Below are 24504 nucleotides of genomic sequence, written 5' to 3'. Positions count from 1 at the left end.
GCAGAATTAACACGATGGCTGGTTCCGCGCTGGCCTTGGACACGGAGCTCGTTATGATTGCCAGCCAACCGTTGAATGATGAACTTGTGAGCCGGCTGGAAGAAAAAATCCCAACCATGGCGAAGGGCGCAATTCATGCCGCTTATATCAATATGCTGGCGGCCGGACTCAGTGTGATGGAAATCAGGAATGGCATGCTCGTTGAAACAATGGCCGATGGTCAGCACAAGGTTATTCGAGCGGCCAAGCCCAAGCATAAGGTAGCTTCGGGCAGGATTTTCAAGGTGTGCCACCTTTTCATAACGAGAGGTTGAGAGCGCCCGTATCTTCACGATGTCACCGCGCAGCGCGCGGGAGTTCTGACGCTTCGGCGAGTCCAGCCTTTATGCTGCGCAGGATAACCGCCAAGCTCGCCATCGCATGGGCCGTTAAATCAGTGACCCTGGGTTCTCAGCTTAGCCAAGCCCTGCTTGATGTGTCCGGCGTTCTCTCCGATGGTGTGAAGTGCACCTCGGACGTTAGCACCAATCTCCGTTGCACCTTGGTCTTCTACCTTCAAGGTCAGTTCCATCACTGCGGCCTCCAAGGCGAGCTGATTTTGGTAAAGCCGCTCAAGAACATCAGAAAGGGTATTCGGTGGGCATCATCTCGACTCCAATCAAGGAGTCGAAAGCGTAGCAGCGTAAGGGACAGAAACCAAAGGTCAGTGCGGGCTAGCGAGTATTGCAGGGTCTAAAGACAGCGATCGGCCAAATGCGACATTCACGCGGAGCTGTTTCCAGACCGAAGCGGTCATTAACGGCGTCGCGATGGTCATCGCTCGGTGAAAAATGCCTTCAGTGCACGAGCCAACTCGACCGGAGCTTCTTCAGCAATGTGGTGACCGCAGTCGATACCTTCTCCGGTGACTTTCAGTTCTGCCCATGGCTCCCAAACTGCAACTACATCGCCGTACAGGTCCTCTAGGTCATCCCTTAACGACCAAATAACATGGAGCGGACATTGAAGTTTTCGACCAGCCTCACGGTCTTCCCGATCATGCAGGTAGTCCAGCTCGATACCCGCGCGATAGTCACCGAGCATTCCAATAACAGTTTCATGATCGTGAATCGCAGCCTGAAAATCCTCGTAATTTTCCCGTCCCATAGTTTCTGAGCAACCCCCATACCAACCCTTTGGATCCGCGAGGATTGCCCTCTCTGGCTTGTCGGGCTGAGCATAGAAAAACCAGTGCCACCATTTGGATGCGAACCGCGCGTCACATCGCTCAAGAGCCTCCAAGATAGGCACACCGTCTTGGATTGCCAGTTTTAGCACGCGTGACGGGTGGTCTAACGCTGAGCGGAAAGCAGCGTAGCTACCTCGATCATGACCCGCTAGGTAAAACTTATCGAACCCAAGGCTATCCATGAGGGCAACGCATGAGCTTCGTAGTCATTGGGGGTCGCAGGCCGGCTGGACTTGCCGAACCCTCTCAAATCGGGACAGACCACCGTAAAAGAACTGGCGAGCAGCGGTGCAACCCTATGCCAAGTCGTGTGCGTACGCGGGTGCCCATGAAGTAACAATAACGGCGGGCCCGAGCCACCATAGCGAACGCGTAATGTCGCCTCAGGCAAGTCAATCATTTTTAGCTGGAAACCTTCGAACATCGTCACTCCTAACGAGGCTTTCCACTCCAAACAATAGATCACGGATACGGTAGCTAGGTCGGACGAGCGGCTGAATCCTCCGCAGGATGCATCATACGGTGTTGGCCCCAGCGTAAGGGTAGGACAGCCAATGGTTCAAGCTTGAGTGGCCGCTACGGTTCTTAATCTTCAGGAAGAATTTTATTTATTGTAAAGCGTCAACTCTCTGAGCCTGCTCTCTGTTGCGTGGTCAAACCGACTCAGAATCACATCGGCTTGTTCCTCTGTGATAGCTCCAGCACACCTTAGGCCAATCACAAACCCATGCTTTTGCGCCGTTTTTCACCGCTAGGATCATCGATCCGGCAGTCTCGATCTCTTTGAGTATTTTCTGGGCAGGGCGTACCGCCCCGACTGGCAAGTCGAAAGGTTCGCTGGACATTCTATACTCCGTACACGCAAGTTTGCCCTTCGCTGGGCTGGGGCGTATCGCCCTCTATTCTCATCGACCCTATCAGGCGAGGTAGGGTTTCCTATGATCCTTTAGCTTGTAGCGCTCTCCCAGGGCCCTGCGCCGTTAAGCACCTGGGTTAGGCGACGAATGGTGCTGCGTGCATGCTTCCCGAAGGAACCCAATCCGTTTCCAAAAAATCTATCTAGGCAACGGGAGGGTAGTAATGAAGTGTGGCTGCTGGATCTGTTGGGGCGATGCGTATCGAACAGGCCTATACGGTGATTGGGACGACATCATCTGCGTCGCTTGTGGTCATTACAAAATCAGCCGCCGCTTCGTAAAAAGTCACCTAGGCAGGAAGTTTGACGTCGAGCGCATGCGCGACCATTTCAATCACATTCACGTTCAAAATTGCACTCCCATCGTGGAAAGATACAGCGCAATTTTTGCAGGGGAGAAGCCGCTACGAGAGCCACTTGAAAAGCTGGTTGGCTGGCCGCTCGGACACGCTGTAAACAGAACGCGTTGAATGAGGCTATTTTTCGTTTGCGTTGGTGGTTCTGGCAAGTCTCAAACTTGACATGAGTTCAGGCGCCGACGGTGGAGAGAAGCTTTGTGACCTGTGCTGCCTCAAGCGATACCTGGCCTGGGGATGGCTATCCAGTCGTGCGCCGTTAGGTGATGGGTTGCAAGCTTCGTGCGCATGATGAATGGGCGTGACTGAGCGCATTAGTGGAGCGCGATGCACTGGAATTCGGACAGGGAAGCGCTGGTGTGTTTTGGATGCGTCAAAGGCATGGTAAACCAATTGTTTTGAGTTATGACTCAGCCAAAACGGTTGCCGAGACATGATTTTTTATACCTGCTCTACAAGCCGAGCGCGAGCTCTAGATCTGCAATACACTCTAAGGTAACCATCAAAACGAGACCTACCATGTCCAAACTCGCAGAATTTCGCCAGCTCGAGAAGCACCTCGCTGAACAGCTCCAAGCACTTGAAGCCCTCAAAGGCGATGCTGGACTTAAGAAAGAAATTGAATTTGAAACGAAGCTCCGCGATTTGCTAGAAAAATACAGCTACAGTCTGAAGGACGTGATCAATCTGCTTGATCCACAAGGGGGACGTCGCGCTGCAGCGGCGACTCTAAAATCTGGCACGCGGAAAGTTCGCCAGGTGAAGTCCTATAAAAACCCGCACACAGGCGAGATCATTGAAACGAAAGGTGGCAATCACAAAGGCTTGAAAGAGTGGAAGGCTGAACACGGCTCAGACACCGTTGAGTCTTGGCTGACCAAGTGACTAGGTGTTGAATACAAAGGAGCGCTGCGGGCTCTTTCAGTTCTCGATTTTTCCGCGAGCCGCCTGAATCAGTTTCAGGCGCTGGTTTGACTGGCGCTCCTTGATTTTTTTTCGCCGTACACCTATCCCAAGTGGAAGTGGTGAGGGTGGTATTGATCTCAATACCATCACCTACATCTTGGACTGCTTAACGCGGTAGACCATATGTCATGGTCGCATCGGGAGCAATGGCCGCCTTGCTCTTCCTGGAGATGCTTCGCGAAACCGCAATTCACGCAGCAATAGAGCGCGGAAATAGATGCTATTTTGAACTCCGGGCGATGTTCCACAGGCAGAACGGATAACCCAGGACGTAGGTCCTCATGATCGTAAAAATAAAGGCTGATATCGCCGTCAGTCTCCATTAGCCCCAGCCTCACCTGGCCTAGGTGTTCAACGCCTTGTTGCCGCAACTCCATCAGCAGCTCGCTCGATGAAATGTTCAGCTTTTCTAACGATTTGAGCTCGTATTGGCCTTCGATGATGACAGTCACAGGCAAGCCATCAATCCACGCTTCAAATTTTTTGCTCTTCGTCATGATCAGTACGGTAGTGCGATAAAGAAGCAGGAGCGTTAGAAAAACCACTGCTACCGGCAACAGCGGGACGTCATGGTAGAAGGACACGTCCCCGGCAGCGGAGCCCAAGGTCAGAATGACGACTAGCTCAAAGAGTGATAGCTGCCTTATGCCCCGCCTACCACTTGATTTTAAGAATAGAAAAACAGCGAGAAAGGCAAAGGTAGCTCTGAAGCCAACCTCTAACAAGAATTGCAATGGGAACTCATCTATCAACATTCGCTGTAGATCGAAGGGTGACATCATTGCCTCTGTTGATTTAGAACGGCCAGGGGATAGCGGTGCATTCCGTCGCCAGACCTGCGATTCGGAGCGCATCTGCTAGTTAACAGAAACAGGAACGCGTTCAGCATGATGAGGCAAGCTCCCACAATGCTTAACAAACTAGGCGTCTGCCTAGTTTAGACATAGCTGACCGCCAAATGGGTTGATGTTCCAGATAGCGCCAGGATTGAAGCCTGGAGCTACTGAGCTCCGCTCGCTCGCCATGTGACATCAGTGACGCCGTACTTCTCAGCTTGAGGCTTTGAGACCATCTTCATTGGCGGACGGCCTGGCTTGGGGATGGGGGCAACGCCGACATCGCAGCTTGCCCAGTGCCAGGCCTCTACGTTTCGCATCGTTTTGCTGCGGATGATGAAGGATTTTGGTTCGCCGTGAAGTTTGTAGGCGATGACGAACAGGTTGTTGTCCATGAGTGGCTCCATTTGCTCATATCTAACGGAGTCATCAGGCTGGGAAAAATTCAAATGAATTGGGAATCTTAGATTGGGCGCGCAGTGGCAGACGCCTTATCCAGGGCTGACCGGCCCGAAGAACGCCTAACTGCGTGAATCAGAACGGTTGCCAAATGCTTTCGCTTTGACTAAGACGTCCGGGTGATCCTTAACGATGGCTTCAACAGGCATACTCGCTACGTCAGCATCGCTCGGATCTTGAACGAGGTTCAAACCCCCCACCGCCCCAACCGCAATCGCTCCGTCTGCTCCGTCAGCCCCGTTGCCGGATAGGATCACACTGATCACTCGGGGGCCGAAGACTTCAGCGGCGGTCTGAAAGAGACGGTCAACTGCTGGCCTACAAAAATTCACTTTCGGTCCGTCACTTAAAAAAACCAAGCCAGGTGCCGAAACCTCAAGGTGTTTGTCTGGCGGAGCCAGATATATACGGCTAGGCAGAATAGCGTCGCCATTCGCGCCATAAGCTATCGGCATAGATGAGGATCGCTGAAGAATGGCGGCCATCATCTTCAGGCTTGAAGAGTGAGTATGCAAAACGATCAAAATTGCGGCGGGAAATTTCGGTGGCAAACCCGCGAGAATTTCTTTCAATGGCTCAATACTTCCCTCTGACCCGCCGATGACGACGATGTCTCTGTACTGGACGATATCGTCTGACATCATTTTCTCTCCTGCTCGGGGGATAGGTACTCTTTCTCATGAGGATGTAGCGGTCAAGAAATTGTCCTGCTGATTCCCCACCATCGAGTGTAGCCTGCCAGCCTAATAACGGCCGCCATCAAAAGACGTGTACAGTCTGTACATGATCTCATGCTGGAGCCTACCTTCATCGGGCATGACGATACTAGCTCGCGTAGCAATGCCCGAGCCCTAATCGCATCCTAAGTCGCGATTAGGTATGCCGGAACGTCCTTGGTTCGCGCGTGATTGCTTTGACGTTGTGCTCCCGCTGATCGGTACGAAAATTGCTCCGCCAAACCCACCGCCAATTTGACGACGCACAAATGACGCTCTTCTTACCGATCTCAGCAAGGCTGACGCCTAAAGCGTTGTCCCTTTCGCTGATAGGTTTCATTCTCCTAGTTTGTTTTTCGCTGATCCTCGCAACCGCCTGGCAGATGGTGCAGTCGTCCGGTGAGCGAGTCGATGCGGCTAAAATAGCTGTTTCGAACATTGTCCTTGCCGCTGAACAGCAGGCCCGTGACACGATGCTGCAGGCTGACAATACCTTACGAGATCTTTCTGAGCGTGTAGCGCACGATGGGATCGGCCCCGATCAACAGAAGCGGTTGGCGAAGCTGATGGCCCGGCAGGTGAATGATATTGAAGGCATTCAGGGGCTTTTCATCTTCGATGCACAGGGCAGTTGGATGGCCAACTCGTTTTCCGAAGGCTTGCAAACCAAAAACAACAGCGACAGAGCGTACTTCATTTATCATCGTGAACACGATGACCAGTCCATTCACGTTGGCTCCATAGTTGAAAGTCGAACGACAGGGGACATGGTAATCCCTATCAGTCGACGTATTGAAACAGTTGATGGAGCCTTCGCAGGCGTCGCGTTAGCCACGGTTCCGGTTTCATATTTTCAAAGCTTTTTCAAACGTATGGACGTTGACGACGAAGGGGTTATTTTTCTAGCGCTCGATAACGGTGAACTACTCGCCCGACGCCCGACAGTCGCGGCATTGATGACGACCAATCTCTCCAAAGGTGAGATTTTTAGCCGGTACTTACCGCAGAGTGATAGCGGTACTGCAATAATCAAATCCATTGTAGATGGTATCGAGCGTATTTACGCCTATCGCCGCCTATCGGGGCTGCCCATTGTCGCGGCGGCTGGCGTATCATACGAACATGTATTTGCTCCGTGGTGGTCATATGTCTATCAATCGGTCGCGCTGGTAGGTTCCATCATATTGGCACTAGCATTCTTAGGCGGCTGGCTATATCGACAGATTCAACAGCTGCTTGTTGCAGAACGCGAACTGAAGGTGGTCAGAAAAGAGTTAGAGGTAATAGCCCTGACAGATGGTCTTACTGCCTTGGCCAATAGGAGGAGTTTCGATGGAGCTATAAATAAAGAGTGGAAGCGTGCTGCGCGAAATCAAGCAAGCGTTTCGTTAATTCTTTTGGATATAGATTTGTTTAAACAATATAATGACTGTTACGGTCATCTAAGCGGTGATGACTGCCTTGTTCAGGTCGCAAACCTTATCGCGGCCAATGTTAACCGGCCAGGTGATATCGCTGCTCGCTACGGCGGGGAAGAGTTTGTAGTTTTGCTTCCGGACACTGAACTCGCTGGCGCGGTCATGATTGCAGAAAAAATCAGACTCTCCTTGATCAATGCAGGAATTCAGCACTCAGCGAGCCCGTTTGGTATAGTCACAATTAGCTCTGGTGTAGTCTCAACTTGCAATACAGGAGAGGAAAATCATAGGGATTTTTTAATCAAAGCTGACCGCTTGCTTTACGGCGCCAAGTCTAAGGGGCGGAATCGGATAGAAAACTAGATCGTTTTCTTCCTCTTCATAATGCACTTGGCTACTTTTTATTGGCTTGGCTTGGCTTGGCTTGGCTTGGCTTGACTGGACTGTTGCTGTCCATGTTGCCTTAGAAAGGCGGCACGAGACGCTGATGGATTCCATATGGCTAATTGCTGGCGCAGCCGATCTCCACTTTTCGGAAGCGGGCTCCGCTTTGATTCGAATTGGGCCCCCTGGCGCTACTTGTCTGAAGGTAGGCTGCCCTCGAGATAGTTCATTCCCTCCTACAGCGAATTTTGGTCACGTACTCTTTGAGCGTTCGAGTTCTGCCTAGAGCCCACTGCATGGGAGAGCCATGGCAGAAGGTGTCGGAATTTGTGACGCTCAATATTTCAAACTTTGATGGCGACCTGCTGTCAACTCAGTACCTTGCCGCACATATTCTAATTCCGAGGTGACCTCATGGATAATTACCACATCAATAAAAGCGAGAAGCTGTGGGAGCTAGTCAAAGAGGGGGCACAGCGCGCCTCCAAAACTGCATCCACAAAAGCTGAGATAACGGCAATAGCCAGTCAATTTCTTCGAGGTAAAACAGCTTCGCTAAAGATCCACAGAGAGGACGGAACGATCCAGGAGGAACGCACATTTCCGCGTGCAGCAGATCCAAGGAAGTCCAAGGGCTAGTTTGGCGATCTGCGGACGCAATGAGTGGCTGCGCAAAGCTTAACCTTGAGTCGTCTTCGCTTGGCTACCGCCATCGCGCCAGCGACACATATGCACACCAAGGATGAGAATCATGCTAATCGCATGCTTAGGATGGGGATCTTTAATTTGGAAGCCGGACACATTGCCGCTGGCAAGCGATTGATTCCTAGACGGCCCTGAACTATCCATTGAGTTTGCTCGAGTCGGCGATAGTGGAGAACTTTCCACGGTGATTTGCGCGAACGCGTCCTCGTGTAAAGTGCTATGGGCAGTGTTAGATGTTGAATCGCTCAATGAGGCGTGTGAGGCGTTGCGCATTCGAGAGCAGGTCCCTGAAGACAGGCAGGACGGCGTCGGGGTCATAGCAATCCGTAGCGCATCGGTGGGCGTGATTGCCGCATGGGCATCGGCTCGACAGTTGGATGCAGTGATATGGACTGCGCTTCCTCCCAAGGTTAATAACGTCGAAGGTCTTATACCTTCCGTTGACGACGCCGTTTCGTATCTCGCTAGCTTAACTGGAAAGGCGTACGACCACGCGCGTAGCTACATCAAGCGTGTGCCTCCCCAGATTGATACCCCTTATAGGCGCGAAATTGTCTCGAGACTTGGATGGTAATCATGACCGGTAGTAGCAGAGTCCGCGTCGCAGCCATCTTTGACCAGTTCGTGGTTCTACTGAAGAGTGTCAGCGGTACTTCAGAAGGCGGAGGCAGACAGGATAAGCACACTTCGCCGTCATCAAACCATGTGGACGACTCGTTCTGCCTGGTGCTCCAGAAGCTTCAGGTCGAGATCGCCCGCCTGGAGAGACTCTGGCGACTATTTGCTGAAGCCACCGACGATGTACTATAGCTCTAGGGGGCAATCCTCGTAGAACGTCCCCGAATCTTTTAACCCTGCACCAGAAATATCGCACAACGCCTTGGGACGATATCGACGGTCTTGCATGGATTTTGGTTAAAAGCTCATCGGGGCTTATGCCAATAAGCTGTTTCCATTGAGCGCTCGGCATAATTGATGCCAAGCGCTTAGGTGTGATTAGGGTATGTTCTCCAGCAAACTGCTTAGTATGATCATCGTGCCGGTTGAAAATATCGCAAAACCCACCAGGAACAAAGGACGGAATAATCCCTCTGATGAGGGATTACCGAGGTTATTTGGAGTTCTCATCTCATCCTCCTACCAATCAGTATTTTGAAGGCGGTTGGGGCTGTCTATGCCGCAGCCGAACGTCCCGTGAATCCCTTCGCATCAGACAGGAATGAGACGTGATCTTTCCCCGGCTGCGTTGTGCTCACATCTATGACATCATCCGCGAGGTCATTAGGAAGTAACGTTCCCATGCCGAAAACATTGACTGCAATACTTACCCTCATTCCTCTACGCGCCTGTCTGCAGTCATGTTCAAAGCCTGCACATGCGGCCCCCATGATGCGTTGGACTAGATGATATGTTGGTGCAGATGGTTTTGCGTTTTTCATGTCATCACTCCTGAAAGAAGGGGCGACCCTGCTCAAGGGCCGCTGTTACGTTTGTTATGCATCTCTGCCCTGAACGTAACCTGAACCCAAATCGGCACCTGTGACAGGTTGGCTGAGGGGATCCGACGCTGTGCGGATTTTCATTGCTTCCAACACTTCTTGGTCTTCTAAAGGGAGACTCACGGTCGCTAGGCCATCACCGCCGTCAACAGCCGGCTCAGGGCTTTCCACATATTCCCAGACACCTCCTTCGTTCCAAGGGCCGCGCACGTTTGGTTCGCCCGACATATTGAAATATTTATTTGTGAACTCGGGTATCCCTGGAAGTTTCCCTTGTGGGAAATTCGGTTGGATGGAATGGAGTGCCTTTTCAAAAGATTGCTGGTGGGCAATTTCTCGTGTCATCAAAAAACCGAGCGCTTCCTTAACTCCGGGATCATCTGTGACGTTGATCAAGCGCTCATAAAGAATTTTTGCGCGTGCTTCCGCTGCGATGTTAGAGCGAAAGTCAGCGGTCGGTTCAGTGATCGAGTCGACGTATGCGGCTGTCCAAGGGACGCCAGCGGAGTTTACCAATGGAGCGCCCGCACCATAAAGAAGGCTTGTGATGTGGGAGTCGTTACCATTGCCGTTTATGGCACGATACAGTTCGCCTTCTTCTTGTACTCCTTCTGCTAACTGGCCTTTCGCGCCTCGGTTGAGCATTACAATGATGGAGCCGACGATTTCCAGATGGCTAAGCTCTTCGGTGGCAATGTCCATCAGGAGGTCTTTGCGACCTGGGTCTTCTTCCGCTAATGCCTGGGTAAAGTAACGCGCCGCCGCTGCAAGTTCGCCGTTGGCGCCACCGAATTGCTCAAGTAGAAGATTTGCCAAGCCGGGGTTCGGCTGGGCAACACGAACGGTGACTGAAGACGCTTGTTATGTAAGAACATTCATTGCTCCTCGGTCTGGGCTAAAGCGCAATCACCACTGCGGGTATTAGCGCGTGCATAGTTTGGGAGTTTTATAGCAAGCAAAAATTTCTTTTTCTGAAAATTAGCTAGACCAGCGGTACAAGGCTAAAAGTTCAAAAAAATCAGCAAGGCGTAAACCCCGATAGGTTCGCAGTAGTTAAACTCCTAAAATTAACCTTCGGCAGGGTTCGCTAGTCGTCATGCTACTAACACTCATGGGAAGGGCTCGGCATGGTGAAAATTGATCGTCGCTTTGCCTGTTATATAGTATCCGCGAGGGACCCATTTGAGGTCAAAACAATGGCTCGGTCATGAAGGCTTTTTGGACGGGCCAAACCTTGCTTGATGCGACCGGCGTTCTCGCCGTTTGCGTAGGCGCTCCGACGTCGTCGCCGACTTCCGTAAGTCCCTGAGCTTCCACGCTGAAGCCTCAACTCATTAGAGCTGCCTCAAGGAGAGCTGGTTTTGGTACATCCTGTCCAAAATATAGGCAGTGGGTATTCGGCCGCAACACAAGTCTCGGCTGGGCTAAGAAAGTTCAGCCCAGCGAGTAGGGCGTGATGACGATTTTGTAGGCAGGCGCTGAGGCTTACAGTAGGGCAGGAACTAATCCAGAATTAATGTCGGTGAACCAAGCGATCGCCGGATAGCGTATCCCAGTGACATGTTTGGTTATAAGGATGAGTGGCACGGCGTCGATATTGGCGTGGTGCTGACGTTTCTCGAAAAGCGGCGGTATTGAACATCTCGTTCGCCTGGTGTGAAGCAATGCAGACCCTGCGCTATCGATTGGGCCTCATCCAACGGCGTCGCCATGCCGACGACTTCGTGCCCCAATTCGGTAACCATGTCTTCAATAAACACTGCTACAAGAGCTTCGTCTTCGACGATGTAGGCCCTTGTCCATATCACGAGCCAGAGGCGCACGGATGTTGCACCGCATACCGTCCGGTTGAAATGAAAGCGTGGCTTCGCCTTCCAGCTCTGATGCCAAGTATCGCTGGATCAGTCTGGTACCGAACCCAGGCGGGTCAAGTAGCTGATGGAGTCGATCGCCTTAGCAATACTTCTCCGTGGCGCACTGGGTGTACGTAATCGAGCCGTAAATAATGAATTTGAAAAGGAGCGCTACCGTTCTGTCGCGGGGTAATCAGGGTAAAGTACACCGGTTATAGAGCTGATTAGGTCTTTCATAGACCAAGGTTTTTGCAGATAAACCGTAGGAGAAGGAACGGTTTCACGCATCAACTCATAGCCGGACATGAGTATCGTTTTTGTTGAAGGCCATTTATCTCTGACCATTCGTATAAACTCCATTCCATTTATTTGGCCTGGTACCCCGTAGTCAACAATCACAAGGGTACAAGGCCGTCCTGATTGCAGCAAATAAACCAATGCTTCATCGGCGGTTTCAAATGCTACTGTCTTCGCACCTATTTCTTCTACAATTTGCTTTGTAAGCGCACGCAGAGTCGAATCGTCTTCTACGACCAGAATTTCCCCTTCGATTTGTTGTAGGGTTTCCTGATTAGCGGTCATAGCTGGCCTTACGCGGACGAATGGTAGGTACGAGAGTGTACGCTCAATTCGTCTGCCATGCCTCGGCTCGCTACCCCACCAGCTGCATTGTCGCTAGGATCGGCATTCGCACAGGAGGCACCGGCGTTCACTTTTAGGTGGGCGGGGCTTGAGTAGTCCAGTATGTATAGATGGGGGTGGAATTATCGATCGATATCGGTGACGCTCGCCAACGCTTGCTACCTTAAGCTTCGCCACAGCCGAACTCCACAACATGGTGGCGATGCGCTCCTAAATCTAGGACGCATACAAAGAAGGCCAACTGTAGTAGTTAAAGCAAGGGCGCTGCTGGCCGATAACCCCTGCAAGGATGCCAGGGATCGTAGGCGTTTAATCTACTGGGCCTACCTATCATGCAGCTTCTTCCCTTTAAGAGCTTACGGGCAAAATTCGCGATTGTAGTGGCCCTCGCCGTGCTAGTCCTCACTTGCATTTTCGGTAGTGTCATTGGCGCCTCCGCCATTTCCCGGCACAAAGAACAGACAGGACATCAGCTCGTTGAATATGCCGCCTCGATGATTGACCGCCTTGATCGTGACATGTACAGCCGCTCCAAGGAACTCGGCGTCTTGAGTGCGCTGGAGGCACTGCGCAACCCTGCTAACGTAGGTGAAGCAAGAAGTCTGCTCAACCACCTCAACGCCCAATTCCCGAGCTATTCATGGATTGGACTCACTAACGCTCAAGGAACGGTCGTTGCTTCGACCGGTCGTTTGCTTGAGGGCGTCAGCATTGCGCATCGGCCAGTCTTCATGGAAGGGCAGGACAAGACGTTTGTCGGCGACGTACACGAAGCGGTAATGCTTGCAAAGCTTTTGCCCAACCCTTCGGGGGAAGCAATGAAGTTTGTCGACATCAGCATGCCGGTACAGGATAAAGCCGGACGCTTTATCGGCGTACTTGCCACCCACCTTTCCTGGCAATGGGCCGCAGAAATAGGCCGAACCATGTTCGAGCCTCTGAAAAATAGCCTTCCGGGTTTAGAGTTTCTGGTCGTTAGCAAAGACGGGAATGTCCTGCTCGGCCCCAAGCACCTGATCGGCAAGCCAAGTGAGGCCGGCATAGCTCATAACAGTGAGATCCGATGGTCGGTGAATAAATGGCAGGATGGAAAAACCTATGTGGTGGGATCGGCTGAAAGCAAAGGACTTGATGGTTACCCTGGTTTGGGCTGGACCGTTGTAACGCGTCAGCCGGCAGAAGTCGCCTTTGCTGAGGCAAACGGACTCCGCGCAGAAATACTGCTTTGGGGGAGCATGTTGTCCATCGCTTTTGCTGTGATTGGATGGTTTGTGGCTGGTGTCATCACTGGACCGCTAAACCGAATAGCTGAGGCTGCTACGCTTCTCTCCGAAGGGGCCGATGTAGACATTCCGCTGGTGAAGGGGAGTATTGAAGTAGAAAAGCTGAGCATGGTCATTCGACACTTGGTTGAAAGCCTGACGCAAAAGAAGGGGCAATTGGCGCTCATCAAAGGGGTAGCCTATCGCGATACGGTGACAGGTTTGCCTAATCGCGCCGCGTTGGAAAACTACGTCAAGAATATAGAAAGTGAGCCTGGTCAGCGTCCTGCTTTTGGCGTGTTATGCCTGGATCTGGATGGTTTCAAACCAGTGAACGATCGTTTTGGACATGCCGTTGGGGATGCCCTGCTTCATGCTGTTGGGCTACGGCTCTTAGCAACGGTGCGCGATGGCGACATTGCGGTACGCCACGGCGGTGACGAGTTCGTGCTGCTGCTGCGGTTGAGGGCGGGCGAATCACTGGCAAACGTGCAGAGCGCAGCTCAACGCATCATTACAAAGCTCGCGGAACCGGTCCCGCTAGCAGGCGAGGTGATCAGGGTAGGCTGTAGCATCGGGGGAGCGCTGTGGACCGAGGGCGACTTCGCTGACACATTGGGTAAGGCCGATGAAGCGTTGTATGGAGCTAAGCGAGCTGGCAAATCCCAAGCGCAGTTTCATGAGTCCGCAGGATATAAAAATGCCTTAGCCAGCGAGACTGAGCTGTAAAGGTCTAAGATAATAGTACTTCGCGTTCGACGATTGATTCCAAAATACCGTGGCATCGTGAGCCAGATTTTAATGTGCACCTATCTGCCAGGCTTAATCCACAGCGTTCAGCAGTTAATCGTCCAAATCAATGTCTTGTGATAGGAGCTTCCCTACAATGACGACATTCAGTCAGCGTAGGTTCGCGATTAGCTCCCGTAGAACGGCGCTGTGTGAATTAAGCTCCTCTCTCGCAAGCTCGTATTCGTCCACCGCCTTGCTGCGCCCGTTGCATTTGCTGCGCTCCGCCAGCTGGTCCAGCAGCGTTTGCTTTTCATGCAGCGCTCGTATGGCCACCCAAAGAGCATCTTCCATTGTCTTGTTCTGGGATTGGAACAGCGCTGCAGCGGTGTAGCTATGACCGGTATGGCAACGATACCGCGGTGGCGAAGCCCCTATCTCCCATAGTGCGCCCCCGCATTCGGGGCAAGACATTCCTGATGCGGCGCCTACCTGAGATACAGCGTTTGGGGCTCCCGCGCTCAAATCGAAGGTGAGCTCATTCTCGGTGGCGAATGGCTCAATGCGAGAATGCATAGACAGTGCTGTGCCCACCGCAGCACGCTCTTGGACTGTCTGAACGATTATCTTCCCTAGTTCCGCTACGGATCGGCAGGCATCAACTTCTACATGGCGAAGTGCGCTCTCCGGCATAGAGGGCGCCTCGGCGGTGGCCGGGTCCTGTACCAATGCTAACCCCCCATACACCTTCACCGCTTGCAATCCAACGATCCCGTCATCCATTTCGCCAGTGAGAATGACGCCAATTACCATGTTTCGGTGGCTGATGGCTGCGGAGCGAAACATGGGGTCAATTGCCGGTCGGGCATGATTTTCCTTGGCGCTTCGAACAACCTGGATGACGTCGTTTTCAATTAGAAGATGACGATCAGGCGGCGCGACGTAGATGCGCCCATTTTTGATCTTTTCGTGAGGCTCCGCGAAGCCGATCCCTAGAGAGGTGTCTTTGGCAAGAATATGCGGTAACGAACTGGCGTTTCCCCCGATGTGCATGGTAATGAAAACTGACGCGTTGAGATCATTTGGGAAATGGCCTAGGAGTTCCCGAAGTGCTTGAAGCCCGCCAGTGGAAGCGCCTATGACAATAATCTGGTGCGCGGGTGTGTATGGCTGCATTGATTACCCAACATATCGATAGGCCATGTGGTCGGCCGGTTTCAAATTTAGGTTGCACGTCTTTAGAACCTCAACCGGAGCTAAAAGTTAGCCGGCGGCGGCAGCAGGAGGCCGAGCGGAGCAGTTTTATGCTTTTTTGCGGAGGCTTTTTCCTTCCGTCGGGATACTAAGCGCGTTTCCGGCGCCCTTTGCTTAATCTCTGCATCGCATCGATCATACCTAGGGAAGCCATGCATTTATTCCTCGCAACCTGTGGAGAGGTCAAACCACCGCCCAGCAGCCCCAACGCAGCGCCACCGTCGGCCCAGCCACCACCTTCGATGGCCCCGAGACTTCGTGAGTGAAACGGCGACCATTGCACATAAAACTCACCCAAAACATCCGGCTTCGGCTTGGTCATTGCTGCCGTCGGCGTGGTCTACGGCGATATCGGTACCAGTGCTCTCTATATACTGAAAGAGGTTTTTGCCGGTCACTTTGGTATACAAGCTAATCACGGCGGGGTGCTGGGCATCGCTCAGAGCGCATTACTTGAGTGTCCGGATGAAGGTTGCGCGAGGCTTCGCGTTGCAGGTATTGGCTATGGAAACCTGGCACAGTGCAAAGGCGATTACAGATGCGATCGGCTACGACAGTTCTAGGGAGTCGCTCTGGTGGGCAGCGATCAGCTAGGAGCAATCGTCGCTGATCCCTCTGAGAGTGCTGATTGATTGCGTCACTCAACTGGTGCGAAAAAAGTCTGGGTCTAGTACAAGCTCGCGGAGCGGCTTCAAACGGTCTTCTGCGTCCTTGGCTTGGGAGCGGGAACGCTCGGCATCTTTCTTAGAACCTTGCGCTTCTGCCAGATCGCCCATTTGACGAAGCAGCATAATTCTTTCTTCAACCGCCCTGAGCGCGTCCCAGAGCCCGGTATCAATCGCGGCGTTAACTTCAGCGATTAGAGTCTTGATCGAAAACGCATGGCCCGTATGGCAGCGAAACCTGACAATCGATCCTTCTTCTATCTGCACCAAAACTCCATGACAATCGGGACATGTATAGCTTGAAATATTCCCTATACTCATGACGCCAGCTTCCAAGCCGTTGCCATTTTCACTGATGCTCGTCTCGATCAGATGGCGCTCGTTTAAGGATCTTGTAGCCAGTTGCTTGATCGGCAATCTAACCCGCGTTGCTATCTGATTCGCCAGCTCAGTGAGCGTGCCTACAAAGTCTGTTTCGACGTGCTCTATCGCACTACGGGGCATGGAATCATAAGTAGCTTCAGAAGGATCCTGCACGAGTGCCGTACCGTTTTTGTCCTTTATCGCCCAAAGTCCCGCTGTTCCGTCGTCCAGCGCTCCGGTCAGTATCACTCCGATCACCCTAGAGTCATAAGCCACCGACGCTGAGCGAAAGAGTACATCGATAGCCGGACGAACTCTGCATTCCTTCGGTCCGCGAGTAAGGCGGACCCCCTCCTTCGTCACAAGCAGATGGTGATCAGCGCTGGCGACGTAGACGGTTGAGGTTTTGAGCGGTTGATTGGCTTGTACCGAAATGACCTTCATGCTGGTTTCACGAGCAAGTATCCTGCCTAGCTCACTCGGCGAGTGCGGAGGAATATGTAGCACTACCAAAAAAGCCGCTGGCAAGTCAGAGGGTAAGGAGCGAAATAGACTCCTTAATGCTTCGACTCCACCGGCGGAAGCCCCAATAACGATAATATTCCGACAGTGGCTATCGAGTTGCATAGATACACACCTCCCTCTCTAAAAACGAAACACAAGATTACCAACCAAACCCTGATGGAAGGTTTAGTTCCTACAAATCGGGTGAACGTTCGATGAAGCGTGACTAGTATCAGTGTTTTTTCCGAAATACGGCCCTCGCCTGGTCCCAGGCTTTTTTGCCTTCAAGGCATTTCGCATCAGCTGCTGCGCGCGCGTTTTGAAACGCGATCATGGCTTCAGGCGAATCTGTGGCATGGGTTAGCAGTTCATAAGCGATCGCGTTGAGACGATCAGCCTCTCGAAACAGCTCGTTGGTGCGGTCGGTGGCTTCATGCCAAGCGGAAATAATGGCGTTATTTCTCATGATCGTCCTCGCGCGTCATCCGGTCTTTAAACAGTAAGAGAGGAGCGCCTTTTAGTTTTTTGGAGCTTACGTTTATGGACGTAATTTTTGCTTGGTGCAAATGGATTCGGATGGTGGCGGGCGTCAAGGTCGTGGGCGTGCTGCAAGTATTGACCGCCCCACGCACGACCGTGTCTCAATCGATGAGCGCGATCCCGACCATCGAGCTAGAGGACAACGCCGCTTGGGAGTTGCTGATCGAACTGGTTCAGAAGGGGGGCCATCCACTGATTGCCAAGCGCTTCGGCCATGCCCTGGAACAGGAGGAAACGCACCTGGCCGGTGCGCAACTTCATCAAGCATGATCTTCTTGCGTAAGTGAGCTGAGCCTTGCTTACCATCTGGCGCCACCCTAGTTTATCCGGGGTGGGACCACTGGCTCGAACTTTTAAAGGACAACCGCCCGTGAGTGAAACCTACTTGAAAATGAACTGAAAGCCTGGCGGCTGTTGCTCGAAGACGACGCCTATCGCCCGGAGTTTCCCGAGGATTACCACGCCACATGATTCGGCGCGCCGATGAACGGGTGTTGCAGGAGTTCATCAGGCTGGACCGCTGTTTCGAGTTGCTCGCGGACATGACAGCGAAGGGGGGCGGGCGACACGACTTCGACGTCCGCGGCATTGCTCATCAGGAATAATCTCAGCTCCTGAGTGTCGGGTAATTCACACCGCAGCAACCATCTGTTTGTGTGTCGGTCATGGTCTTTCCCCTGGAGAGGACCCAGCATGAGGCCAACGGGCACAATACGCTCCGCCAATCTTGCTCTCTTGAGCGCCCCGTCCGGTCGTTATTTACCGGCCAGTGACAAGCCGTGCGTTACGTCTTGGCCGGCGAGTCGACCAGCCTCCAAGCCCCCAGGAAATAAAACACGCCACCGGCAACAATGAAGAGGGCGAGCATGTAGAAGATGCAGTGAGGCGGTTGCGTCGCCAATACCAGGCCACACAGCACCGGTCCGGAGGCGGCGCCGAGGTTGCCAAAATTTTGCGCAGCGTAGTACATGCCTCGCAAGTGGTCGGGCGCGATGTTGTCGATGAACATGTATTCAGCGGGGAAGACGATGATCTCTCCGAGCGTGAACACCGCCATGGCAATCACCCAGAGCACGAGGGTATCGGCCAGGGCAAAGCCGGCCAACCCAAGGATGAACAGACTCAGCCCCGCCGCCAGCCACAGGTTCAGATGATGTTGAGAGACTCTTCGGCCAATGGCGTATTCCAGGCTGATCACCATCAGCGCATTGGTCGTCACAATGGCGCTGATGGTGCGATAGGTGAACTCTGCTGATGTCGTGACCACCAGGTACTGTGAGAGGTAGGCCGTGAACTGGCCGAAGACCACCGCGCTGAGCAGACCGCCGAGGGTGAAGCACACTAAGCGGTAATCCCGGAGCAGAAGCTTGCCTACGGCCAGGAAAGGCACAGGTTTGTAGCTCACATCAACGACCGTCAGGCCTCTGTCGCCCCAGACGAAATAGACCAGGCAGAATCCGGCGCCCAGCATGCCGGACAACAGGAATGGCAAGCTGATGTCCAGCTTGGCCATGCCCGCCCCCAGAAACGGCCCAACGGCATAACCGATGTTGGTCAGCGTGTATTTGATTGCGAACGCTTCGCTGCGCTCGGCGATTGCAAGCACGCTGCCAAACCTTGCCTTGACCGCGATGTCGATGACGGCATAAGCCAGGTTGACCAGTATCAGGCAACCATAGAACAGCCAGAGCTCGCGAGCCAGAAACGTCCCGAGAAACCCCACCGTGAACAGTGCGCTGCATCCCAGGATGAGTCGGTGGCTGGGCATGTTGTCCACCAGGAAGCCGCCGTAGAGGCTCAACAGGGAACCGATGATCAATGTGCTGCCTATCACCCGATGTCGGCGACGTTCAATCCAAAGCTGTCCGACAGGTAGATGACCAGATAGGGCAGCGTGATTGCCCGGGCCAGCGTCAAGATGAGTGACGCTGAAAGCAGCAAATTGACTGACGTGGGATAGCGTTTAAGGGTGGTGAGCATCCTTGCCTCATTCGAGCGGAATTTCATGCACAGCGTTTATTGCGCAGTGATTAGGCGGCTGCCAAGCTTACTGAGGATTTCAATTCTGATTTATGATGTTTTTTCTTGCATTGAGTGAATTAGGATCATGAATCAAGGATGTCCATGTTTTCCTCCGAACGATTGAAGGGCATCGATGTATTCGTCTGCGTCGCTGAATCCGGCAGCTTCAAGGCTGCTGCTGAACGGATGAGCCTCACGGGTTCTGCCATCAGTAAAAGCGTTGCTCGCCTGGAAAGCCGGCTCGGCGTCCGACTGTTCGACCGTACGACCCGACGTGTTTCGCTGACCGATGCAGGGGGGGCCCTTTTTCGCACATGCACAAGCGTGCTTGCCGACCTCGAAGAAGCCGAGCTGTCGCTACAGGCTGAAAACGCCGAGCCCCGTGGCAGGGGCCGGATCGACCTTCAGGAAGATGTGAACATCGCTATCCGTTTGGGCGGCGCAGAGGTATGGCCGGACACGTTGGGGCATCGGTACCTGGGTAGCGAATGGCATATTTTCTGCGCATCACCTGCGCATCTCGCCAGGCATGGCACGCCCCTGACGGACCTTGATCTGGAACAGTACCGGTGCGTCGCCTACGGATGGCGGGATGGAAATGTCAGCCCTTGGAATTTCGCCGGGCGCCACAGGGGCGAAACGGCCAGGATGCAGGTGGCTCCAACGCCGGTGGTGGGCGATGGCGAGGGCTTGGTGGTTGCGGTGTTGGCGGGCTGCGGTATCGTCCAGTTGCCGTCCTGGTTGGTCCCACGACAATTGGACGAAGGAACATTAGTTGAAGTACTGCCCCAGTTGGCAACTGATGGGATGGCGATCAATCTTGCCTGCAAAAAAAGCCGCGAGGCGCTGCCCAAGGTCGCTGTTTTATTGGACTTACTGACGGCCAATTTGACTCAGGCGGTAGGAGGGCGGGCGCAACGGTTATAAAGGCTTTGCCCGTGGTGCCACGAACCAGTCGGCAACGAGTTATGACAGCAGACGCACAGCTTGTTGCCATCGAGATCTCGAAAGTAGGCACCGTGATAATTGGGATGGTGGTGGGATCTCAAGCCGGGTTCCCCCCTCACATGTCCCGCCCAATGCCACAGATTTCTCTCGATCATTTGCCTATAATCCGTTTTGTCTGCGAGAAGGTAGTTCGGGGATTGTGTCGACGGATTGTGCCGTGCGGGGCGCCCCTTGGGTGGAACAGCGCATGCTGGCCCCGGCCCTTTAACCTCGTAGCGAGGCAGTACCTCGTCCAGCGTCTAAATCTGATGAGTGGTGCCTCAAGGATTCAATGGGAGCTTCTTAGCGCAAGCTCCTAGCTTCCCCGACACCTGGCGATAGCGGTTAGTTGCCTTATTATTGGGTGCCATAACCTGTTAACTGCCTCTGCCTCTTGCCGTTTTCTCTAGCATGTCGACATCACTGGCCCCCAAGAGCGTAATCGTTAATGCCTGATCGTAAAGCAAGCCTTCTCATCGCTACCGCTGCCGCGAGTATCGTTATGGCGGTCACCGCGGCCGTGGGCCCCGCCACGTTGTTCTGGACAAATGAGACGCGCCTGGAGCGTAACGTTGTCGAGGCCCAGATAGACCGTATCCGCAACGTTCAGAGCTTGTTGGTTGATGCTGAGACCGGTGAGCGCGGTTACGTGTTGACGGAAAAGGAAGTCTTTCTACAACCTTACTATATCGCCGTATCCCAACTGCCTCCGGCCCTCAAGAACCTGCGCGCATCCTATCAAGGCGATCCAGCGGAAGAGGTTGGGCGCGTTGAAGAATTCATCCGCCACGCTGAGTTGAAAATGGCGCATTTGGATCGTGTGGTGAAGCTGGTAAGCCCCCACGGAAATGACGCGGCAGAGACGGAGATTGCCGCTGGCAGTGGTAAGGCCCTGATGGACACTGTGCGCACCATCAGTGCGGAACTAATCAGTGACGAAGCAGAGGAACTGGCGGCGCTCGAACGTCAACTTTTGAGCAACATCCGCTGGGCCGTCGCGATTTCCATCGTAAGTTTTATCGTGACCTTGGGCTTGGGTCGCTTTATCTATATATCCATGCGACGTAGCGTCCGACGTCAATCGGAGTCGGCCGCAGCGGCCATCCTCGTCAGCAATCAACTTAACCAGAGCCTGGAGCGGTTGGAACGGCGCAACGGGGAGATAGGCCTTCTCGCTGAAATGGCGAGATTGGTGCAGACGGAGTTGACTCAAACGGAAACGCTCCAACTAGCCAGCACGTACTGTCAGCGATTAATACCTGCGAGTGAAGGGGAGTTTTTTCTCTATCGCAACTCGGCGGATGTCCTTCAGCAAGCGGCGTCGTGGGGTCAAGCTGAAGGGAAGAATGCTGATGTCATGCTCAGCCCCAAGGATTGCTGGGCAATCCGGCGAGGGCGATGGCATTTGACTGAGCATCACCACGATCTTTCCTGTCGCCATTACCCACCGGCGTCGGGCACCGACCAAGTGACCGATTGCTGTTTGCCCTTAATGGCGTACGGCGAAATTCTCGGGCTGTTGCATATCCGTCAAGTTGGATTGCGGGACTTGTCCGAAGAGCGGTTACAGATTGCTGAGGCTGTGGCGGAACAAACGGCTCTGGCGTTGGCGAATGGCCGGATGCGCCAAGTATTGGAAACTCAGTCCATCAAGGATCCGCTGACAGGGTTGTATAACCGGCGCTTCATGGACGAGGCGCTAAAGCGCGAGCTGGCGCGCTCTGAGCGCAACGGGTCCCCCCTGAGTGTCGTCATGCTAGACCTCGATAACTTCAAGCATCTGAATGACTCCTACGGCCATCCCGCAGGCGACTCTGTGCTTCGTGCGGTTTCCGCTTTGCTTCTGCAATCGTTGAGATCCTCCGATATCGCGTGTCGATTTGGCGGAGAGGAACTGATTGTGATTCTTCCAGAATGTTCCTCAGAGAGCGCTACGTCACGTGCTGAGACCATACGAGCATCTCTTGAAGGGTTGAGTCTTACGGATCACGGTCAGACATTCACAGTGACTGCTTCGTTCGGGGTCGCTTCTACAGAAACCAGCGGGTTGGACCAAGGCTCTCTTTTGAAGGCGGCTGACTCAGCGCTTTACGCAGCCAAGCGGTTGGGGAAAAACAGAGTTGAATGCTGGCCTCTGGTGAAGCATGAGCGCTAGAAGTTTCGATGGGATGCAGCAGGCTGATCGCTGCTCGTCGCCCGATCAGAAGCACTAGCGATGACTGGTTGGCTGCCGCAGATATCGCAAAGGTGTCGCAGTTGAGTACCCGCAACCCGAGCGCCCGAAAACTCCAGGCAGATATGGACTACAACCCCCCCATTGAAGCCGCAAAAAACGAGTCGTCTTCAGTCGGTTGCGTCTGGACTTTCCCGAGGATTATCGCGACACGCTGATTCGGCGCGCCGATGAATTGGTGTTGCAACAATTTATCAGCCTGGAGGATTGGCAACTGCTCAAGGATGCGGCCGACCAGGCTTATCAACTGACGGTGGAAATGCTGGCGCGCAATCAGCGCGATTGTCTCAACCTAGCCTCGTTGTGCCTGCTTGGGAGGGGAGGGACGGGGGAGCGAAAGGAAAGCGTAGGGTCGTCTACCCTCGTTCAACGTATGAAAAAGTGAGCGGCTAAGGCTCGGTGTGAGGGGGCGTCGTGGGCGCCAATCAGGCGCAAATGTAACTGCTGATATGCATGGCATTAGCGGCGCGGACGATGCAATCGTGACCTCCGAGCTAGCCGGATTTCGCCGATGGGTTCTGGATCATTTGACAGGATGATTGTCCAGAGCCAAGGCACCCTTCCTATTGGCTATGGGTCGCATGAGTTGGCGCAGCCCGGCATCACTCCTCTTGGCCTTGATACTCCCCAAAAACAAGTCCAGAATTGAGTCTTTTCCTGCTTCGGCAAGAAAGGAAACCCCTTAGATTTCAATGGGTCGGACATCAGATACGAGTCTCGTTTCCCGCTCCAATTATTTTTCTATAGGCTTCCATTGAAGTATGTAGAAACCAAAAAAAAGAGACTTCGGTCTCTTTTTTTGTTCCAGTAAAGTCCATTCGGATACATCAATAGCCACGATTTTTAAGTACATTATTTAGTACATCAGTTCGGTGAATCAGTTTAGAGCCGCTTGGTGCTCTGAAAACCGTACAACACTTCTTCATTAAAGTGGAGTGAGTAGATCCTTACCGATACAGCGGTCCGACACGCCAAGCCTCGCTCCAAAAATGACTCCCTTCCTGATTTTGATGGCCTCGCGCTATTTATAGTGAAGGGGGCGGAACCGCCGGACAATTAATGCAGTGCTGAAACTGCGCTATGCCAATTCGTTCTGTCCGCCCCTGCTGGTCAGGTAGCCATGAATGGGATGTTCATTGAAACAATGGCCGATGCTCAGCACGAGGTTGTTCGAGTCGCCAAACCCGAGCAACATCAACTTCTTAGGACAGCCCAACTTGTCGGCGACACCTGGCGATACGGCAGCTTGCCTAACGTTGATGAATCTTCAATGTGGTGCCTCTGTAACTACTCCCAGATGCCTAACTATACGACCTTTGAATTAGTAATCAGGACAGTTTGATTCAAGTCAAACGATGGTATTCGTCAGGCGTCATGCTCTGAACGACACTCCTGGGCAGGGCTCGGTCATGACATTCAAAAGATTCGCTGATGCTACGCATGCCGCACGCGGCTTTTGGCGGGGATGGGTGGGATTGCTTCACCATTTTCCTGATATAAGGATTTGGGGAAGAGAAGCCATTATGCTATTCGCCACATTGGCGATACTCGCGACAGGTTATTTCGTCACGCTTCACTTCGCCTCGGGTGCCGTGCAGACTTTGATAAGCACCTGTACCACGCGGCTAGAGATTGAGTTTGAGATAGCCGAAATAGATTATCCGGAAAGGGCGTCGCCACGAGCCCTATGTCAGTGTCTTGCTCATGCGCTCGTGGAAAAAAACGGCATCGTTGCGCTGGCACTGGTCGATGGCCTGAATTTCGATCCGCTCAACCTTGAGCCTGTGACTGAAGAGGAATCGCAACGCTGCATAGATGCCTTATGGTTTCCCGATATTGAGCTCGCTCGGTTCTGATGCAGGGCCATTGGCGGGTTTGGTTGTTGATTAAATTGCCGATGCCTTCATGCGCGATAGCCTGAAGGGTGTGCATTCATGCCGTCGTCCCGACTCGCGCACGACCCCATG

Annotated in this window: 18 protein-coding genes and 5 pseudogenes; 11 read left to right on the top strand and 12 right to left on the bottom strand. The window is 53.2% G+C overall.

Annotated features, from left to right (window positions below):
• The first annotated feature begins 53 nt into the window (after positions 1-53).
• On the top strand, positions 54-314 hold the full coding sequence (locus J3P96_RS16855; protein ID WP_434559433.1) for a hypothetical protein: 261 nt from the start codon (positions 54-56) through the stop codon (positions 312-314).
• A 119-nt stretch (positions 315-433) separates the two neighbouring features.
• Here J3P96_RS16855 and J3P96_RS16850 read toward each other — a convergent pair.
• Positions 434-631, bottom strand: a pseudogene (locus J3P96_RS16850) (hypothetical protein); the annotation flags it as partial.
• Between the two features lie 182 nt (positions 632-813).
• A pseudogene (locus J3P96_RS16845) lies at positions 814-1628 on the bottom strand (alpha/beta fold hydrolase).
• Between the two features lie 1391 nt (positions 1629-3019).
• Here J3P96_RS16845 and J3P96_RS16840 point away from each other — a divergent pair.
• Positions 3020-3385 carry a histone-like nucleoid-structuring protein, MvaT/MvaU family gene (locus J3P96_RS16840; RefSeq protein WP_434559431.1) on the top strand — a complete coding sequence of 122 codons (366 nt, stop codon included), beginning with the start codon at positions 3020-3022 and terminating at the stop codon, positions 3383-3385.
• Between the two features lie 167 nt (positions 3386-3552).
• Here the strand turns inward: J3P96_RS16840 and J3P96_RS16835 are convergent, their stop codons facing one another.
• The 3 genes from J3P96_RS16835 to J3P96_RS16825 form a co-directional block, all read right to left on the bottom strand.
• On the bottom strand, positions 3553-4245 hold the full coding sequence (locus J3P96_RS16835) for a DUF421 domain-containing protein (protein WP_434559429.1): 693 nt from the start codon (positions 4243-4245) through the stop codon (positions 3553-3555).
• A gap of 221 nt (positions 4246-4466) precedes the next feature.
• Complete coding sequence (locus J3P96_RS16830) at positions 4467-4697, bottom strand: DUF6555 family protein (protein WP_434559427.1); 231 nt, start codon at positions 4695-4697, stop codon at positions 4467-4469.
• Positions 4698-4823: 126 nt separating this feature from the next.
• On the bottom strand, positions 4824-5405 hold the full coding sequence (locus tag J3P96_RS16825) for a chemotaxis protein CheB (RefSeq protein ID WP_434559425.1): 582 nt from the start codon (positions 5403-5405) through the stop codon (positions 4824-4826).
• A gap of 341 nt (positions 5406-5746) precedes the next feature.
• Here J3P96_RS16825 and J3P96_RS16820 point away from each other — a divergent pair, with 341 nt between their 5' ends.
• Positions 5747-7258: a diguanylate cyclase gene (locus J3P96_RS16820; protein ID WP_434559423.1), complete on the top strand. Its 1512-nt coding sequence runs from the start codon at positions 5747-5749 to the stop codon at positions 7256-7258.
• Positions 7259-7693: 435 nt separating this feature from the next.
• Positions 7694-7918, top strand: a complete 225-nt coding sequence (locus J3P96_RS16815; RefSeq protein ID WP_434559421.1) for a DUF2188 domain-containing protein — start codon at positions 7694-7696, stop codon at positions 7916-7918.
• A gap of 1559 nt (positions 7919-9477) precedes the next feature.
• Here J3P96_RS16815 and J3P96_RS16810 read toward each other — a convergent pair.
• Positions 9478-10358 (bottom strand): annotated as a pseudogene (locus J3P96_RS16810) (manganese catalase family protein).
• Between the two features lie 1149 nt (positions 10359-11507).
• Complete coding sequence (locus J3P96_RS16805; protein WP_434559419.1) at positions 11508-11918, bottom strand: response regulator; 411 nt, start codon at positions 11916-11918, stop codon at positions 11508-11510.
• A gap of 392 nt (positions 11919-12310) precedes the next feature.
• On the opposite strand from J3P96_RS16805, the gene J3P96_RS16800 reads away from it, so the two are divergent.
• A complete protein-coding gene (locus tag J3P96_RS16800; RefSeq protein ID WP_434559417.1) occupies positions 12311-13969 on the top strand; it encodes a sensor domain-containing diguanylate cyclase in 1659 nt (552 codons plus the stop codon).
• Positions 13970-14140: 171 nt separating this feature from the next.
• Here the strand turns inward: J3P96_RS16800 and J3P96_RS16795 are convergent, their stop codons facing one another.
• The gene (locus J3P96_RS16795; protein ID WP_434559415.1) at positions 14141-15145 is read right to left on the bottom strand and encodes a chemotaxis protein CheB; all 1005 of its coding nucleotides are present in this window, start codon (positions 15143-15145) and stop codon (positions 14141-14143) included.
• A 336-nt stretch (positions 15146-15481) separates the two neighbouring features.
• Between J3P96_RS16795 and J3P96_RS16790 the strand changes: the two are divergent.
• Positions 15482-15660, top strand: a pseudogene (locus J3P96_RS16790) (KUP/HAK/KT family potassium transporter); the annotation flags it as partial.
• A gap of 204 nt (positions 15661-15864) precedes the next feature.
• Here the strand turns inward: J3P96_RS16790 and J3P96_RS16785 are convergent.
• Positions 15865-16878: a chemotaxis protein CheB gene (locus J3P96_RS16785; protein WP_434652473.1), complete on the bottom strand. Its 1014-nt coding sequence runs from the start codon at positions 16876-16878 to the stop codon at positions 15865-15867.
• 109 nt (positions 16879-16987) lie between these two features.
• Entirely contained in the window at positions 16988-17221 is a 234-nt protein-coding gene (locus J3P96_RS16780) for a hypothetical protein (protein ID WP_434575618.1), read from the bottom strand.
• A 74-nt stretch (positions 17222-17295) separates the two neighbouring features.
• Here J3P96_RS16780 and J3P96_RS16775 point away from each other — a divergent pair, with 74 nt between their 5' ends.
• Positions 17296-17565, top strand: a complete 270-nt coding sequence (locus J3P96_RS16775; RefSeq protein WP_434652471.1) for a hypothetical protein — start codon at positions 17296-17298, stop codon at positions 17563-17565.
• Between the two features lie 185 nt (positions 17566-17750).
• Here the strand turns inward: J3P96_RS16775 and J3P96_RS16770 are convergent, their stop codons facing one another.
• Together J3P96_RS16770 and J3P96_RS16765 are read right to left on the bottom strand one after the other, a co-directional pair.
• Positions 17751-17990, bottom strand: a complete 240-nt coding sequence (locus J3P96_RS16770) for a WYL domain-containing protein (RefSeq protein ID WP_434576423.1) — start codon at positions 17988-17990, stop codon at positions 17751-17753.
• An 89-nt stretch (positions 17991-18079) separates the two neighbouring features.
• A pseudogene (locus J3P96_RS16765) lies at positions 18080-19275 on the bottom strand (MFS transporter).
• A 144-nt stretch (positions 19276-19419) separates the two neighbouring features.
• On the opposite strand from J3P96_RS16765, the gene J3P96_RS16760 reads away from it, so the two are divergent.
• The 4 genes from J3P96_RS16760 (at position 19420) to J3P96_RS16745 (ending at position 24393) form a co-directional block, all read left to right on the top strand.
• Entirely contained in the window at positions 19420-20244 is an 825-nt protein-coding gene (locus J3P96_RS16760; protein ID WP_434652469.1) for a LysR family transcriptional regulator, read from the top strand.
• A gap of 508 nt (positions 20245-20752) precedes the next feature.
• Complete coding sequence (locus tag J3P96_RS16755) at positions 20753-22459, top strand: sensor domain-containing diguanylate cyclase (protein WP_434652467.1); 1707 nt, start codon at positions 20753-20755, stop codon at positions 22457-22459.
• Positions 22460-22655: 196 nt separating this feature from the next.
• Positions 22656-22922, top strand: a complete 267-nt coding sequence (locus J3P96_RS16750) for a hypothetical protein (RefSeq protein WP_434604290.1) — start codon at positions 22656-22658, stop codon at positions 22920-22922.
• A 1024-nt stretch (positions 22923-23946) separates the two neighbouring features.
• Entirely contained in the window at positions 23947-24393 is a 447-nt protein-coding gene (locus tag J3P96_RS16745) for a hypothetical protein (RefSeq protein ID WP_434652465.1), read from the top strand.
• Positions 24394-24504 lie beyond the last annotated feature (111 nt).

This window comes from Pseudomonas sp. R3-56, assembly GCF_051132075.1.
In the GTDB taxonomy this organism is placed as follows: Bacteria; Pseudomonadota; Gammaproteobacteria; order Pseudomonadales; family Pseudomonadaceae; genus Aquipseudomonas.
The sequence above is the reverse complement of the archived record's forward strand: the minus strand, read 5'-3'. Positions and strand labels throughout refer to the sequence as shown.